The 16,012-nt window shown below is 76.4% G+C and carries 15 protein-coding genes; 8 read left to right on the plus strand and 7 right to left on the minus strand.

The window, feature by feature from the left end; genetic code table 11:
* Window position 1: 1 nt before the first annotated feature.
* From JD78_RS11150 to JD78_RS11175, 6 genes are read right to left on the minus strand one after another with little or no spacing between them, the layout of a single operon-like run.
* The gene (locus tag JD78_RS11150; protein WP_208104079.1) at window positions 2-1,183 is read right to left on the minus strand and encodes a vWA domain-containing protein; all 1,182 of its coding nucleotides are present in this window, start codon (window positions 1,181-1,183) and stop codon (window positions 2-4) included.
* Complete coding sequence (locus JD78_RS11155; RefSeq protein ID WP_153357716.1) at window positions 1,176-2,117, minus strand: AAA family ATPase; 942 nt, start codon at window positions 2,115-2,117, stop codon at window positions 1,176-1,178. The genes JD78_RS11150 and JD78_RS11155 overlap by 8 nt, the downstream gene beginning before the upstream one ends.
* A complete protein-coding gene (locus tag JD78_RS11160) occupies window positions 2,104-2,985 on the minus strand; it encodes an XdhC family protein (protein ID WP_153357713.1) in 882 nt (293 codons plus the stop codon). The genes JD78_RS11155 and JD78_RS11160 overlap by 14 nt, the downstream gene beginning before the upstream one ends.
* A complete protein-coding gene (locus JD78_RS11165; protein ID WP_153357711.1) occupies window positions 2,985-5,402 on the minus strand; it encodes an aerobic carbon-monoxide dehydrogenase large subunit in 2,418 nt (805 codons plus the stop codon). The genes JD78_RS11160 and JD78_RS11165 overlap by 1 nt, the downstream gene beginning before the upstream one ends.
* A complete protein-coding gene (locus JD78_RS11170; RefSeq protein ID WP_153357708.1) occupies window positions 5,399-5,920 on the minus strand; it encodes a (2Fe-2S)-binding protein in 522 nt (173 codons plus the stop codon). The genes JD78_RS11165 and JD78_RS11170 overlap by 4 nt, the downstream gene beginning before the upstream one ends.
* 1 nt (window position 5,921) lies before the next feature.
* Window positions 5,922-6,794 (minus strand): FAD binding domain-containing protein, encoded by an 873-nt coding sequence (locus tag JD78_RS11175; RefSeq protein WP_153357705.1) that lies wholly within the window; start codon window positions 6,792-6,794, stop codon window positions 5,922-5,924.
* A 159-nt stretch (window positions 6,795-6,953) separates the two neighbouring features.
* On the opposite strand from JD78_RS11175, the gene JD78_RS11180 reads away from it, so the two are divergent.
* Window positions 6,954-7,916, plus strand: a complete 963-nt coding sequence (locus JD78_RS11180) for a LysR family transcriptional regulator (protein WP_153357702.1) — start codon at window positions 6,954-6,956, stop codon at window positions 7,914-7,916.
* Here JD78_RS11180 and JD78_RS11185 read toward each other — a convergent pair.
* Complete coding sequence (locus JD78_RS11185; RefSeq protein ID WP_153357700.1) at window positions 7,910-8,239, minus strand: hypothetical protein; 330 nt, start codon at window positions 8,237-8,239, stop codon at window positions 7,910-7,912. The genes JD78_RS11180 and JD78_RS11185 overlap by 7 nt on opposite strands.
* Window positions 8,240-8,364: 125 nt before the next feature.
* Between JD78_RS11185 and JD78_RS11190 the strand changes: the two genes are divergently transcribed.
* The 7 genes from JD78_RS11190 (at window position 8,365) to JD78_RS11220 (ending at window position 15,930) form a co-directional block, all read left to right on the plus strand.
* Complete coding sequence (locus JD78_RS11190) at window positions 8,365-8,718, plus strand: GntR family transcriptional regulator (RefSeq protein ID WP_153357697.1); 354 nt, start codon at window positions 8,365-8,367, stop codon at window positions 8,716-8,718.
* Window positions 8,715-9,695: a DUF1648 domain-containing protein gene (locus tag JD78_RS11195; protein ID WP_153357693.1), complete on the plus strand. Its 981-nt coding sequence runs from the start codon at window positions 8,715-8,717 to the stop codon at window positions 9,693-9,695. Before JD78_RS11190 ends, JD78_RS11195 begins: the two co-directional genes overlap by 4 nt.
* An 88-nt stretch (window positions 9,696-9,783) precedes the next feature.
* The gene (locus JD78_RS11200) at window positions 9,784-11,814 is read left to right on the plus strand and encodes a S9 family peptidase (protein WP_153357690.1); all 2,031 of its coding nucleotides are present in this window, start codon (window positions 9,784-9,786) and stop codon (window positions 11,812-11,814) included.
* Window positions 11,811-13,016: a M20 family metallopeptidase gene (locus JD78_RS11205; protein WP_228394967.1), complete on the plus strand. Its 1,206-nt coding sequence runs from the start codon at window positions 11,811-11,813 to the stop codon at window positions 13,014-13,016. Before JD78_RS11200 ends, JD78_RS11205 begins: the two co-directional genes overlap by 4 nt.
* A gap of 40 nt (window positions 13,017-13,056) precedes the next feature.
* On the plus strand, window positions 13,057-14,019 hold the full coding sequence (locus JD78_RS11210; RefSeq protein WP_153357687.1) for a GNAT family N-acetyltransferase: 963 nt from the start codon (window positions 13,057-13,059) through the stop codon (window positions 14,017-14,019).
* A gap of 10 nt (window positions 14,020-14,029) precedes the next feature.
* On the plus strand, window positions 14,030-15,136 hold the full coding sequence (gene menC / locus JD78_RS11215) for an o-succinylbenzoate synthase (protein WP_153357683.1): 1,107 nt from the start codon (window positions 14,030-14,032) through the stop codon (window positions 15,134-15,136).
* A 179-nt stretch (window positions 15,137-15,315) separates the two neighbouring features.
* Window positions 15,316-15,930 carry a maleylpyruvate isomerase family mycothiol-dependent enzyme gene (locus tag JD78_RS11220; RefSeq protein ID WP_153357680.1) on the plus strand — a complete coding sequence of 205 codons (615 nt, stop codon included), beginning with the start codon at window positions 15,316-15,318 and terminating at the stop codon, window positions 15,928-15,930.
* Window positions 15,931-16,012: the final 82 nt, after the last annotated feature.

The following is a 16,012-nucleotide window of genomic DNA, read 5'->3' on the forward strand; positions in this document are numbered from 1 at the left end:
CTCAGCCGGCCCGGACGGCGGCCACCACCTCCTGCAGCGCGGCCAGGCTGTGCCCGCTGACGAACGCGTCGCAGAAGGGCAGCGCCGCCGCCATCCCGCCGACCCGGGGCGCGAAACCCGGCGCGGCCGCCCGGGGGTTGACCCACACGATCCGGTGGGCGAGGCGGCGCAGCCGGGCCATGGCCGCGGCGACCTCCTCCGGCGGATCGGTGGCCCAGCCGTCGGAGAGGACCACGACCACCGCGCCCCGCGCCATCCCCCGCCGGCCGAAGACGGCCAGGAACTCCTCGATGCTGGCGGCCAGCCGGGTGCCGCCCGACCAGCCGGTGCACACCGCCGCCGCCCGGGCGAGCGCGGCGTCGACGTCGCGGCCGGCCAGCTGCCGGGTCAGCCGGGTGACGCCGGTGGCGAAGACGAAGGCCTCCGCCGAGGCATCGGCCACCGCGCCCTGCAGCAGGGTGAGGAAGACGCGGCTGTAGGGCTGCATCGACCCGGAGACGTCGCACAGCAGCACCAGCCGGCGGGCCCGCGGACGGCGCTCGGCGAACACCAGCCGCTCGACGTCCCCGCCCCGGCGCTGCGCTGCGGCGACGGTGCGGCGGACGTCGATGCGCCGGCCCTGGCCCGGCCGGGACCGCCGGCTCAGCCGCTGCGGGGTGGCGAGCACCAGCCGGCGGACCAGGTCCCGCACCTCGGCCAGCTCCCCGGGCTCCAGCTCCGCGAAGGCGGTCGTGCCGAGCCGCTCCTGCGCCGACGCGACCGCCAGCACCGTCTCCCGCTCCGCGCCGTCCGCGTCCCCCGCGCCGGGGCTGCCGGCGCGCGGGCCGTCGTCCGGTGCCGACGTCGCCGGGTCGCTGCGCCGCCGGTCCGGGGGCACCGGCCGGGTGCGCGGCTCCGACCCGACCGCCGGCGGTGCGGCGTCGTCGCCGCGGGAGTCGGCCGGGTCCAGCCGGCCGTCGAAGACCGCGGAGAAGACCGCGTCGAACAGCGGCAGCTGGGCCCGGGTGGGCACCAGCGTCACCCGGGCCGTCCAGTACAGGCTGTCCCGGTCCACCGGAGGCACGAGCCGCAGGGCGCGGGCCAGCCGGGCCGCCCGGTCGGCCGTCACCGGCAGCCCGGCCCGCTGCAGCGCGGCCGACAGGCCCACGGCGAGCGGGCCCGGCGCCACCGGCAGGTCAGCCACGGCCGGCACCGGCGAGCCACGCCGCTCCGCGGTCGGCCGCCACGTCCAGGTCGTCCCGGTTCTTGAGCACCGCACCCCAGGTCGCCGCGACCGCCGCCGGGTCGAGCCGGCGCACGCCCAGCAGCGACAGGGCGGTGACCCAGTCGATCGCCTCGGCGATGCCCGGCGGCTTGACCAGGTCCAGTGCGCGCAGCCGGCCGATCGCGGCCGTCGCGTCGTGGACCAGCGGCTCGTCGCTGCCCGGCACCCGGCGGCGGACGATCTCGGCCACCCGCTCCGGGGCCGGGTGGTCGATCCAGTGGTAGAGGCACCGGCGGGTGAGCGCGTCGTGCAGGTCCCGGGTCCGGTTGGAGGTCAGGACGACGACCGGCGGGTGCGTGGCGCGCACGGTGCCGAGCTCCGGGATGCTGACCGCCGCCTCGGCCAGCGCCTGGAAGGTGAACGCCTCGAACTCGGCGTCGGCCCGGTCGATCTCGTCCAGCAGCAGCACCGCCGGCCGCGGCCCGGGGTGCGCGATGGCCGCCAGCAGGGGCCGGCGCAGCAGGTACTGCGGGCCGTACAGGTCTGCCTCGGCCACCTCGGCGTGCCGGGCCTCGGCCAGCCGGACGGCGAGCAGCTGGCGGGGGTGGTCCCACTCGTAGAGCGCCTCGGCGGCGTCGATCCCCTCGTAGCACTGCAGCCGGAACAGCGGGGTCTGCAGCAACCGGGCGAGCGCCTGCGCGGCCGCGGTCTTGCCCACGCCGGGTTCGCCCTCCAGCAGCAGCGGCTGGCGCAGCCGCACGGCGAGGAACAGCGCGGTCGCCAGCCCCAGGTCGGTCAGGTAGTCGACGGCGTCCAGTCCCGCGGCGAGCGCGGCGATGTCCGGCAGCAGCTGCGCTACGTCGTCGTCCCGCTCCCCTGTCCCGGCGCCGGAACCGGGGTCAGACGGGGGCATACCGGGCGGGGTCGGCGGCGTAGGAGTCCCGGCAGCCGGCGCAGCAGAACCACCGGACGCCGTCGGGGGTGTCCAGGTGCACGGAGGTGTCGACGGCGGCCACGGTCATGCCGCACACCGGGTCGACCGCACTTGCCGGTCCCGGCCGTGCGCTCGCCCGGGCGGCGGCCCGCCGCTCCCCCACCAGCTCGGCCAGGATCGACAGCGCGATCTCCGCCGCCGTCCCCCCGCCCAGGTCGAGCCCGGCCGGGCTGTGCACCCGGGCCCGCAGCTCGTCGGGGACGTCGAGCGAGCCGATCACCGCGGCACCGCGGGTGCGGCTGGCGACCAGCGCGACGTAGGGGACGCCGGCCCGCAGCGCCGCCGTCAGCGCCGCCTCCTCCCCGCGGCCGTGCGAGGCGACCACCAGGGCGGCGTCGTCCGGCCGGGGGCCCGCGTCGGAGAGCTCGACGTGCAGGCCGAGTGGGCCGCCGAGCGCGGCCAGCGCGCGCCCGATCGGGGTGTCGCCCACGACGGTCATCCGCGGGGCGGGCAGCCTGGGTTCCAGGAAGATCTCCACGGCTCCCCCGGAGAGGCACGGGTTGGCCACCGTGACCGCGCCCGGCTCGGCGCTCCCCGGCACCTCCCCGGGCACGATCCGCAGCAGCAACGGCTCGCCGGCCTGCAGCGCGCGCAGCCCGTACTCCCGGACCGAGGACTCCGCGCAGGTGCCGCCCACGAAGCCCTCGATGCTGCCGTCGGCCCGCACCAGCGCGGTGTCCCCGGCGTGCGAGCTGGTGGGGTGCTGGGCGCGCACCACCGTGGCCCGCACGAACGGCACCCGGCTCGCGGTGAGCTCCTCGCTCCGCATGGTCAGGGTGGTCGTCATCAGACCGGCGGGGTGGCGCGGCCCTGCATGGCCGCCCAGACCCGGGCCGGGGTGCACGGCATGTCCATGTGCCGCACGCCGTACGGCTCCAGCGCGTCGATGACCGCGTTGACCACCGCCGGCGGGGAGCCCACGGTCGCCGACTCCCCGATGCCCTTGGCGCCGATCGGGTGGTGCGGGCTGGGGGTGACGGTGTGCCCGGTCTCCCAGTCCGGCACCTCCATCGCGGTGGGGATCAGGTAGTCCATGAACGACCCGCCCAGGCAGTTGCCGTCCTCGTCGAAGTCGATGAGCTCCATCAGCGCCATCCCGACGCCGTCGGCGAGCCCGCCGTGCACCTGCCCCTCGATGATCATCGGGTTGATCCGGGTGCCGCAGTCGTCGACGGCGACGAACCGGCGGACCGTCACGTGCCCGGTGCCGGGGTCGACGTCCACCACGCAGATGTAGGCGCCGAACGGGAACGTGAGGTTGGGCGGGTCGTAGGTGACCTCGGCGTCCAGGTTGCCGTCGACGCCCTCGGGCAGCTCGATCGTGCCGTGCGCGGCCATCGAGATCTCCGGCATCGTCCTCCCCTGCGTGGGGTCGCCGGTGACGAACCAGCGGCCCTTCTCCCACTCCAGGTCCTCCGGCCGGGCCTCGAGCATCGCCGCGGCGATGAGCTTGGCCTTCTCCCGCACCTTGCGGGCGGCGAGTGCGACGGCGGCACCGCTCACCGGGGTCGACCGGCTGCCGTAGGTGCCCAGCCCGAACGGCGTCTGGTCGGTGTCGCCGTGCACGACGTCGATGTCCTCGGGCGGGATGCCCAGCTCCTCGGCGACGATCTGCGCGAACGTCGTCTCGTGCCCCTGGCCCTGGCTCTGCACCGAGAGCCGGACGACGGCCTTGCCGGTGGGGTGCACCCGCACCTCGGCGCCGTCGGCCATGCCGAGCCCGACGATGTCCATGTGCTTGCGCGGGCCGGCGCCGACGGTCTCGGTGAAGAACGAGATGCCGATGCCCATCAGCTCGCCGCGGGCCCGCTTCTCGGCCTGCTCGCGACGCAGCTCGTCGTAGCCGGCCATCCGCATCGCCAGCCGCATGGTCGGCTCGTAGTCGCCGGAGTCGTACTCCCAGCCGGTTTTGTTCGGGTAGGGGAACTGCTCGGGCCGGATGAAGTTGCGCAACCGCAGCTCGGCGGGGTCCATGCCGAGCTCGTCGGCGAGCAGGTCGACCATCCGCTCCACCAGGTAGACCGCCTCGGTGACCCGGAACGAGCACGCGTAGGCCACTCCCCCCGGCGCCTTGTTCGTGTAGACGCCGGTGACCGTGCAGTGCGCGGCCTCGAGGTCGTAGCTGCCGGTGAAGATGTGGAAGAAGCCGGCCGGGTACTTGGTCGGCTGGGCGGTCGCGTTGAACGCCCCGTGGTCGGCGAGCACGTTCGTGCGGACGGCGAGGATCTTCCCCTCGCGGGTCGCGGCGATCTCCCCGGTCATGATGTAGTCGCGGGCGAACGAGGTGCTCATCAGGTTCTCCGAGCGGTCCTCGACCCACTTCACCGGTCTGCCGGTCACGATCGACCCGACGACGGCCAGGATGTAGCCGGGGTAGATGCCGACCTTGTTGCCGAAGCCGCCACCGATGTCCGGGCTGACCACCCGGATCTTGTGTTCCGGGATGCCGGCCACGATGGCGAACAGCGTGCGGTGCGCGTGCGGGGCCTGCGTCGTCTCGTAGAGGGTGAGCTTGCCGTCGACCGCGTCGTAGTCGGCGATCGCCCCGCAGGTCTCCATCGGGGCCGGGTGCACCCGCGGGTAGACCACCTCCTGCGTCACCACGACGTCGGCCCGGGCGAAGACGGCGTCGGTCGCCGCGGCGTCGCCGGCCTCCCAGTCGAAGACGTGGTTGTCGGTGCGCCCCTCCATCTCGTCCCGGACGACGGGCGCGCCGGGGGCCAGCGCCGTCCGCGCGTCGACGACCGGGGTGAGCTGCTCGTACTCGACGTCGATCAGCTCCAGCGCGTCGCGGGCGGCGTAGCGGTCCTCGGCGACGACGAAGGCGACCTCCTGCCCCTGGAAGCGGACCTTGTCCGTGGCGAGCACGGCCTGCACGTCGGCGGACAGCGTGGGCGCCCAGGCCAGGTTCAGCGCCTCCAGGTCCTTGCCGGTGACGACGGCGTGCACCTTCGGGTGGGCGAGGGCCTCGGTGGTGTCGATGCTGACGATCCGGCCGTGCGCCATCGGCGACCGCAGGATCGCGCCGTGCAGCATCCCGGGCAGCACGATGTCGTCCAGGTAGCGCCCCTTGCCGCGGACGAAGCGCGGGTCCTCCTTGCGCTGGATCCGGCCGAAGCCGATGGGCCGGTCGGCGGCGGTGGCCGACGGGTTGGCCTCGCGGGTGGCCGGTCCGGTGGTGGGCCGGTCCTCGACGGCGGTCATGCCTGGGCCTCCGCCGGCTGCGCCGCCGGCTGGTCGGCCGGCTGGTCGGCCGGCTGGTCGGCCGGGTGGTCGGCCGCCCACTGGATCGACCGGACGATGGTCGCGTAGCCGGTGCACCGGCAGATCTGCCCGGAGATCGCCTCCCGGATCTGCTGCTCGTCCGGGTGCGGTTCGCGGTCCAGCAGCGCCCGGGCGGTGAGCAGCATCCCCGGGGTGCAGAAGCCGCACTGCAGCCCGTGCTCGGCCATGAAGCCCTGCTGCACGGGGTCGAGGGTGGCGCCGTCGGCCAGCCCCTCGACGGTGGTCACCTCGTGCCCGTCGGTCATCACGGCGAGCACCGTGCAGGACTTCACCGGTTCGCCGTCCAGCAGCACCACGCAGGTGCCGCAGTTGCTGGTGTCGCAGCCCCAGTGGGTCCCGGTCAGCCGCAGGTCGTCGCGCAGGTGGTGCACCAGCAGCACCCGGGGTTCGACCTCCCGGGTGACCTCGGTGCCGTTGACGGTCGTGGTGATCTGCATGTCAGCTCCCGGTGGAGGCGCGCTGGACGGCCCGCCGGAGGACCCGGCGGGTGAGCTCGTCGGCGAGGTGCCGCTTGTAGTCGACCGGGCCGCGCTGGTCCTCGGTCGGGTCGCTGGCCTCGGCGGCCAGCCGGCCCGCCTCGGTGACGGCCTGCTCGCTCGGCGGTCGACCGACGAGGGACGCCGCCGCCTCGGTGGCCACGCCCTCCAGGCCGAGTGCCGTCAGCCCGATGCAGGCGTCGGCGACGGTGCCGTCCTCGGCGAGGGTCACCGCCGCCCCGGCGGCGGCCACCGCCCAGTCGCCCACCCGGCGCTCGACCTTCTCGTAGGCGCTGGAGGAACGGGGGACGACCGGGAAACGGATCTCGGTGACCAGCTCGGACTGCTCGCAGGCGCTCTCGTAGGGGCCGCGGTGGAACTCGGCCAGCGGCACCGCGCGCTGGCCCGCGGGGCCGGTGATGAGCACGTCGGCGCGCAGCACGTCGCAGACGGTGGTCAGGTCCTCGGCCGGGTCGGCCTGGCACAGCGAGCCGCCGATGGTGCCGCGGTTGCGCACCAGCGGGTCGGCGATGACGCGCTCGGCGTCGTGCACGATCGGGAAGAGCCGGCCCACCAGCGCTGAGTCCAGCAGCGTGGCGTGCCGGGTGAGGGCTCCGACCCGCAGCACCCCGGGCTCCTCGACCACGAAGTCCAGCTCGGCGAGGCCGTTGATGTCGATCAGGCAGTCCGGCCGGGCCAGCCGCAGCTTCATCATCGGCAGCAGGCTGTGCCCGCCGGCGACGACGCGGGCCTCGGGGCCGTGCCGTTCCAGCAGGTCCAGCACGTTGCCGACGCTCTCGGCCCGGACGTAGTCGAAGGCTGCTGGGATCTGCACGGGGACGCCCCCTCGCTGGCGGACCGTCGACGGTGACGGCCAGGTGGGCGGACCTTGTCGCCGCGCGCCAGGGGTGTCAATGTCGACATAACCACTCGGTTATGAGGTGCTCGACGGTGACTCCTCGATGACGGCGCCCCGCCTCCCCGGGGCCGTGCCGTGACGCTCACCCAGTTGCGCACGTTCGCGCTGGTGGCCCGGTTGGGCTCGCTGCGGGCCGCCGCCGCCGAGCTGGGGGTGAGCGAACCCGCGGTCTCCGCTGCGCTCGGCGCGCTGCGCACCGACCTGGGCGACCCGCTGTTCGTCCGGGCCGGCGGCGGGATCGAGCTGACCCCGGGCGGGCAGGCGCTGGCCGCCTACGCCGGGGAGATCGTCGGGCTGGCCGACCGGGCCCGCCGGTCGGTCACCGCGGCGACCTCGACCGTCGGCCGGCGGCTCCGCGTGCTGGCCAGCGCGGCCTGCGAGGAGCACGCGGCCGGGCCGCTGATCGACGCCTTCACCGCCCGCGTGCCCGGGGCGGCGGTGGACGTCGTCCGCGGCGACGCCGCGGCGATGGCCACCGCGCTGGCCGAGGACCGCTGCGACCTGACCCTGGGGGTCCGGCCACGACCGGTCCCGGGCGTCGACTCCGTGCCCTTCCTGCGCTACCAACGGGTCCTGGTGGCCGGTGCTCGGCACCCGATCGCCGCATCCGGACCGGTGCCGCTGCCCGCGGTGCTGGCCGAGCCGTGGGTGACCGGCCCCGCCGGGCTGGAGGACGGCAGCGCCGAGCGGTGCTGGGCGGCCGGCCTGCCCACGCCACCCCGGCTGGAGCGGCACGACAGCGAGGCGGACGCGCTGGCCGCCGTCCTGGCCGGTCACGGGGTGCTGCTGGCGCTGGCCCACGCGGTCCGCGACGAGCTCCGCCGGGGCACGGCGGTGGTGCTGCCGGTCGCCGGCACCCCGGTGCGTGACCTGTGGTGGGTGACCGTGCCCGGCCGTGCGCGCGCGACCGGACCCGCGCACGCACTGCGCCGGTTCCTCACCACCCCGGATGCCACCACCGCGTTGATGTCCGGCAGCGGGCGGAGCCGGCCCCGCCCGCGCCCCACCGTGCGCGTGGCCCTGTGGAGCCGTCAGTAGGCGGGTCCGTCCGGCAGCGGCTCATCGGCCGCGACCCGGTCGCTGGCCCGGGCGCCGACGATCGACTGGGCGCCGCCGGAGCCCGCGGCCGCCGGGTCGGGGTTGCCGGCGGGCCGCGACTCGTCCTCCCCCAGCACGACCTGGCCCCCGGTCATCTCCGGGTCGTCGCGCACCTGCTCGACCGGCGCGCTGCCCGGTGCACCGGGCAGGCCGTGCGCGTCCTCGATGGCCGATCCGGCCTCCGCGGTGCGGACGGCGTCGACGACGTCCTCCCCGCTGCGGGTGGGGTCGGCCGGGTCGCTGTCCGGGTGGGGCTGGGTCATCGGGTGCCTCCGCGCACGTCGTCGGGCTGGGCTGCCCCGGAGTGTGTTCCTCCCCGGCCCCGGTGGGCAACGTCCCCAGCGCCACGGACTTGTTCTAGTCGACATAGAACAGTTAGCGTTGCGCCGTGCTCGTCCGCATCGACCCCACCTCGGCGGCACCGCTGCACGCGCAGATCTCCGCGGCGGTGCGGCGGGGCATCGCCCAGGGCGAGATCGCCCCGGGCGAGCGACTGCCCGGCGCCCGCGACCTGGCGGCGTCGCTGGGCGTCAACCTGCACACCGTGCTGCGCGGCTACCAGGAGCTGCGCGCCGAGGGCCTGGTGGAGCTGCGCCGCGGCCGGGGCGCGTCGGTGCGTGCCGACGCCGCCCCCGCGGTGGCCGCGCTCCGCCAGGCGGTGCACGCGCTGGTCGAGGAGGCGCGGCGGCTCGGGCTGGAGCCAGGCGAGGTCACGGCGATGGTGAGAGAGGCGATGTCATGAGCGGTCGGGGGAACAGGCGGCTCCGGGAGCTGGCGGCGGGCGCGGCGCCGGTCGCCGGCTGGGCCGTCGGGGTGGCGCTGGTGGCGTCCTGGACGGCCGAGCTGCCGGCCCGGGTGGCGGTCCACTGGGGGCCCGACGGCCGGGCCGACGGGTTCGGCGGGCCGGTGTCGACCGTGCTGCTCACCGGGGTCGTCGCCGGTCTCGCCGCGCTGGCCACCGCCGGTGTGCTGCGCGCCCGCCGGTTCGCCGTCCCCGAGCGCCGGCTGCTCGTGGGCTCCGCGGCCGGCACGGCGTTCTTCTGCGTCGCGCTGCTGGTGGGCGCGCTCGCCGGTCAGCGCGGGCTGGCCGACCCGGCCGCCGCCCCCTCCCCCACGGTGCCCGCCCTGGTGGCGGCCGTGCTCGCCGTCGCCGGCGGGGCCGTCGTCGCCCGGCTGCTGCCGGCCGACCCGCCCGGTGCGGCCCACGCCCGCACCGCACCGCCGGCGACCGCCCCGCGGTTGCCGCTGGCCGAGGGTGAGCGGGCCGTGTGGTCGGGCTTCACCACGATGCAGCCGGCCGGCCTCGCCGTGCTGGTCACCACCGGCCTGGTGCTCGGCGGGCTGGTCGTGGTCGGGGTCGCCCCCGTGCCCCTGCTGCTCGCCCCGGCCCTGCTGCTGGTCATCGGGCTGGTCGTCGGCAGCGCCCGGGTCTGGGTCGACGAGCGCGGGCTGACGGTCCGCTCCCCGCTGGGTCGCCCCACGTGGTCGGTGCCGCTGGCCGAGGTCGCCGAGGCAGGCGTCACCGACGTCCGGCCGTTCCGCGAGTTCGGCGGCTGGGGGTACCGGGTGGGCCGCGACGGGCGGGCCGGCATCGTGCTGCGCGCCGGCGAGGCGCTGGAGGTGACCCGGGGAGACGGGCGGCGCTTCGTGGTGACCGTGCCCGGTGCCGCCCAGGCCGCCGCGCTGCTGAACAGCCTGGCGACCCGGCAGCGCACCTGACCGGCTGGTCGGCGCCGCCAGTGCACCCTGCCCCTGTTCGTCGCCGGGGACGAAGACCCGCCGTCCCCGGGAGCAGCAGGCTCGGCGCATGGGCCGGCCACTGGACCTCGCGGACGTGCACTGCCTGCAGCTGCCCGACTCGCCCACCATCGCCCCGGACGGACGGCACGTCGTCTACGTGCTGCGCACGACCGACGCGGACGCCGACGCCGACCGGCGGGCGCTGTGGTCGGTGCGCGCCACCGCCGACGGCTGGGCGGCGCCCACCCCGCTGACCCGGGGCACTGCCGACACCGCCCCCGCCTTCTCCCCGCAGGGTGACCGGGTGGCCTTCCTCCGCGCCGGTGACGGCCCGGCCCAGCTGCACCTGCTGCCGGTGGACGGCGGGGAGGCCGAACGGGTCACCGCCCTGCCCGCCGGCGCCGGGGCCGCGGTGTGGAGCCCGGACGGTGGACGGATCGCGTTCACCGCGCCGGTGCGGCCGGAGACGGACGAACACGACCCGGTGCCGGTCACCCGGATCGGCTTCAAGGCCGACGGCGTGGGGCTGCTGCGCGGCACCCGCCAGCACCTGCACGTGCTCGACCTGGCCACCGGTGAGGTACGGCAGCTGACCGACGGCGACTGGGACGCCGGCCGCCCCGCCTGGTCACCCGACGGCGCCCGGCTCGCCTTCGCCGCCGCGACCGACCCGGACGCCGACCTCACCCACCGCACCCCCGTGCACGTCATCGACGCCGCCGGGGGACCGCCCCGGCGGGTGGGCGACGGCCTCGGCGTCGCCGGCCCGGTGCTCTGGACCGCCGACGGCGAGGCGTTGCTGGTCGCCGGGCAGTCCACCGTCGCCGTCGGCCACACCGGGCTGCTGCTCCAGCCACGGGACGCCGCCGCCGTCGCGCGGGACCTGGCCGCGCCGCTGGACCGCACCGTCATGCCCGGCGGGCCCGGCTACCCCGGCGGGCTGCCGCAGCTCACCGCGGACGGCGCCACCGTGGTCTTCTGCGTCCGCGACCGCGGCTGCTCGCACGTGTACGCCACCGCCGTCGACGGCTCGTCCGCGCCACGGCCGGTGGTCACCGGGGCGGACACGGTCGTCTCCGGGCTGGCCGTCGCCGCCCGCGCGGACGTCGTGGCGGTGGTGCTGGCCGACCCGGCCACCTTCGGCGAGGTCGCCGTCGTCGACCTGACCACCGGCGCCCCGACCCGGCTCACCGCGCACACCGCCGGCAGCCTCCCCGACGTCGACCTCGTCGTCCCGGAGCCCCGGACGTTCACCGTGCACGACGGCACCGAGGTGCACGGCTGGCTGCTCCGCGGGCCGGCGGCCGGCCCGGTGCCACTGCTGGTCGACGTGCACGGCGGGCCGCACAACGCCTGGTCACCGGCCGCGGACCCGGCGCACGCGTACCACCAGGCGCTCGTCGCGGCGGGCTGGGCGGTGCTGCTGCTCAACATCCGCGGCAGCGACGGCTACGGCCACGCGTTCTTCACCGCCGCCGTCGGCGCCTGGGGCACCGCCGACGAGCGCGACGTCCTCGACCCGGTCGACCAGCTGGTCACCGAGGGCGTGGCCGACCCGGCCCGGCTCGCGTTGACCGGCTACAGCTACGGCGGCTACCTCACCTGCTGGCTGACCGGGCGCACCGACCGGTTCGCCGCCGCGATCGCTGGCGGGGTGGTCGCCGACCTCACCAGCCTGGCCGGCACCAGCGACGCCGGGGAGGCGCTGGGGCTGGAGTTCGGCGACCCGGTCATCGACCCGGAGGCCGTCAGGGAGCACTCACCCATCACGCACGTGCACCGGGTGCGCACGCCGACGCTGGTGCTGCACGGCGGCGCCGACGAGCGCTGCCCGGTCGGCCAGGCCGAGCAGTGGTTCACCGCGCTGCGCACCCAGCGGGTGCCCACCGAGCTGGTGCTGTTCCCCGGCGGCTCGCACCTGTTCATCCTCGACGGCCGCCCCTCGCACCGGGTCGACTACGGCCGCCGGCTCATCGACTGGGCGCTGCGGCACACGACCGGGGCGGGCGGCCGGTCGGTCACCGGCGGACTGTTCGCGCCGGGCGCCCCGGGTACCCGGGTGGCGCACCCACCCCAGGAAAGGGCTGAACTCCCGTGACCGACCTGCTGGCCGGAAGTGACACCGAGGCACTGCTGCCCGGGATGCTGGCCGACCTCGAGGAGCTGGTCAGCTGCGAGACGCCGTCGTCGGACCCGGCCGCGGTGGCCGCCGGCGCCGAGCGGGTGGCCCGGCTGGGCGCCCGCGACCTCGGTACCGACCCGGAGGTGCTGGTCGTCGACGGCTGCACGCACCTGCGCTGGCGGCTGGGCGGCGGGCCGCGGCGCCTGCTGCTGCTGTGCCACCAGGACACCGTGTGGCCGCGGGGCACCCTGGCGGAGATCCCGTGGTCGGTGACCGACGGCGTGGTGCGCGGACCCGGCTGCTTCGACATGAAGGCCGGCATCGTGCTCGCCTGCACCGCGCTGGCCCGGCTGCGTGCCGACGGCCTCGACCTCGACGGCGTGACCGTGCTGGTCACCGGCGACGAGGAGATCGGCTCCCCGACGTCGGCCGACCTGATCCGCGCCGAGGCCCGGGACTGCGCCGCCGTCCTGGTGCTGGAGGCCAGCGCCGACGGCGGCGCGCTGAAGACCGGCCGCAAGGGCGCGTCGATGTACGAGCTGCTGGTGACCGGCCGGGCCGCGCACGCGGGGCTGGAGCCGGAGGCCGGCGTCAACACCACGATCGAGCTGGCGCACCAGGTGCTGGCGATCGCCGCCCTGGCCGACCCTGCACAGGGCACCACGGTCACCCCGACCGTGCTGGCCTCGGGCACGACGACGAACACCGTGCCGGCAGCCGGGCGGCTCGCCGTGGACGTGCGGGCGCTGACCGCGGCCGAGCAGCAGCGGGTGGACGCCGGCATCCGGGCGCTCACCCCGCGGGTGCCCGGCGCGGTGCTGGAGCTGCGCGGCGGCATCAACCGCCCGCCGCTGGAGGTGGCGTCGTCGGCCGCGCTGTTCGCCCTGGCTCAGCAGGTGGCGGCCCGGCTCGGGCTGCCCGCCCCTGCCGGGGTGACCGTCGGCGGGGCCTCGGACGGGAACTTCACCGCCGGCATCGGGGTGCCGACGCTGGACGGGCTGGGCGCCGTGGGCGGTGGGGCGCACGCCGTGGGCGAGCACGTGCTGGCCGGTGAGCTCCCCGCCCGGCTGGCGCTGCTGACCGGTTTGGTCCGCGCGGTCCTCGACGGCGAGCTGGGCACGCACGCCCGGGACGGCGGGGGCGTTGGTGTCCCGGACGAAGAGCCCTCCGGTGAATGAGGAGCCCGCACCAAGCCCGGCGGGGTCTCCCCCACCGACCATGGCCGGTGTGACCGACCTGATCGACGCGACGCCGGCGTCCCCGCTCCCGGCAGCAGGGGGCACCGGGGTCGCCCGGGCCGTCGCGCGTGCGGCCGCCGCCACCTCCGGCGTCCGGATCGTCGAGCTGACCGACCTCGCCGAGCTGCGCGCGGTGCAGGCGCTGTTCGACTCGATCTGGCACCCGGCGCCGGACAACCCCCCGGTGACCATCGAGCTGATGCGCGCGCTCACCAAGGCGGGCAACCCCCTCACCGGCGCCTACGCCGGCGGTGAGCTGGTCGGCGCCTGCATCGGCTTCTTCGCCGCCCCGTCGGGCACCTCGCTGCACAGCCACGTGACCGGCGTCGTCCCGGCCGCGCAGCGGCGGAGCGTGGGCCGGGCGCTGAAGCTGCACCAGCGCGCCTGGGCACTGGAGCACGGCATCACCCGGATCAGCTGGACCTTCGACCCGCTGGTGCGGCGCAACGCCTGGTTCAACCTGGGCCGGCTGGGCGCGGTGCCGGTCGAGTACCTGACCGACTTCTACGGCCCGATGCACGACACGATCAACGCCGCGGACGCCTCCGACCGGCTGCTGACCTGCTGGGCGCTGGACAGCGAGCCGGTGGTCCGCGCGGCGGCCGGGGAGCCGGTGACGGTCGACCTGCCGGGGCTGCGGGCGGCCGGGGCCGACGTCGTCGTCTCCGCCGGTGCCGACGGCGCCCCGGTGCTCGCCCCCGGCACACCGGGCCACCCCTGGCTGGTCGGGGTGCCGGCGGACGTCGAAGGCCTGCGCGCCCGGGACCCCGAGCTCGCCGCACGATGGCGGGTGGCGGTGCGCAGCGCGCTGGGCGGGGCGCTGGCGGCCGGCGGCCGGGTGCGCGGTTTCGCCCGCGAGGGCTGGTACGTGGTGGACGGCGCAGGCACAGTCGACGGCGCGGGGACACCCGCCGCCCCCGAGGCCGGGAGGGCCACCCGATGAGAGCCACGCCGTGAAGCTGCAGAGCGTCGAGCTGCGCCGGATCAGCATGCCGCTGGTCGCGCCGTTCCGGACGTCGTTCAGCACCCAGACCAGCCGCGACATCCTGCTGGTGCGCGCCCGCACCGACGTCGGCGAGGGCTGGGGCGAGTGCGCCGCGCTGGTCGACCCCCGGTACTCCGCCGAGTACGTCGACGGCGCGGCCGACGTGCTGCGCCGCTTCCTCGTGCCGGCCGTCGCCGCGGTGCCCGACCTCGACGCGAACGCCGTCGGCCGGGTGCTGTCGCCCTTCCTCGGCCACTTCATGGCCAAGGCCGCGCTGGAGACCGCCGTCCTCGACGCGGAGCTGCGCGCGGCCGGCCGGTCCTTCGGCGGGTTCCTCGGCGCCGCCACCGACCGGGTGCCCTGCGGGGTCTCGGTGGGGATCATGGACTCGATCCCGGCGCTGCTGGACGCCGTCGGGGGCTACCTCGAGCAGGGGTACCTGCGGATCAAGCTGAAGATCGAGCCCGGCTGGGACGTCGAGCCGGTGCGCGCCGTGCGGGAGCGGTTCGGCGACGTCGCACTGCAGGTCGACGCCAACACCGCCTACGCGGTCTCCGACGCCCGGCACCTGGCGAAGCTGGACCCCTTCGAGCTGCTGCTGATCGAGCAGCCGCTGCCCGAGGACGACGTGCTGGGCCACGCCGAGCTCGCCCGGCTGGTGCGCACGCCGATCTGCCTGGACGAGTCGATCACCTCCGCCCGGACCGCGGCCGCGGCGATCCGGCTGGGCGCCTGCTCGATCGTGAACGTCAAGCCGGCCCGGGTCGGCGGCTACCTGGAGGCCCGGCGGATCCACGACCTCTGCGCCGCGCACGGGGTGCCGGTGTGGTGCGGCGGCATGCTGGAGACCGGGCTCGGGCGGGCGGCGAACGTGGCGCTGGCGGCGCTGCCGAACTTCACGCTGCCCGGCGACACCTCGGCGTCCGACCGCTACTACGCCACCGACATCACCGAGCCGTTCCGGCTGTCCGACGGCCACCTCGCCGTCCCGACCGGCCCCGGGCTCGGGGTCGAGCCCGACCCGGCCCGGCTCGACGCGGTGACGACGTCGGTCGAGGAGCTCAGCCTGCGCTGAGCCCGGCGGACTCCCGAGCGCGCGAGATCTGCGGTCTCGGGGCCACCGCGGCCGGGAAGCCCCGAGACCGCAGATCTCGTCGCGCGACCGGTCGCCGGCGCACCAGGCGATGAGTTCCGGCGCCGGCGGGCGTCTCATCGATGGGCGCCCGCCGGCGTCCATGGCGACGGAGGCAGCAGATGAACGGGGACGGGGACGTCCGGTCCTGGGTGGGGCGCACGTACGACGGGCTCGCGGACCTGCTGGCCACCGGGCCGGCCGGCACCTGGGAGGCACCGACGCTCTGCACCGGCTGGCAGGCGCGGCACGTCGTCGCGCACGTGACCATGCCCGCGCGGCTGTCGGCCGAGCAGTTCGGCGCCGAGCTGGCAGCAGCGGGCGGCGACTTCGGCCGGCTGTCGGACACGGTGGCCGCCCGCGACGCCGCCCTGCCGACGGACGAGCTGCTGGTCGCGCTGCGCTCGCCGGTGCTGCACGCGTGGCAGCCACCGGGCGGGGGCGCCGCGGGGGCGCTGGTGCACGCCGTCGTCCACTCGCTGGACGTGACCGTCGCGCTGGACCGGCCGCCGGCCGCCCCGGCGGACGCGGTGCGCGCCGTCCTCGACCAGCTGACCGCCGCGCGGGGCGCGGTCTTCGGCGTGGACCTGGCCGGCGTCCGGCTCGAGGCCACCGACACCAGCTGGAGCTGGGGCGAGGGCACCAGCGAGGGCGACGTCGTCCGGGCGGACGGCGGCTCGCTGGTGGCGCTGCTCAGCGCCCGCCGGCTGCCCGACGGCCGCGACCTCCGCCGCTGACTCGTCCGACCCGACCATGGAAAGCGGCCTGATCGTGCGATCGGACAACCACGGGAGGCCCCGATCTCCCTAGGCTCGGGGA

The organism is Modestobacter roseus, assembly GCF_007994135.1.
Lineage (GTDB): Bacteria > Actinomycetota > Actinomycetes > Mycobacteriales > Geodermatophilaceae > Modestobacter > Modestobacter roseus.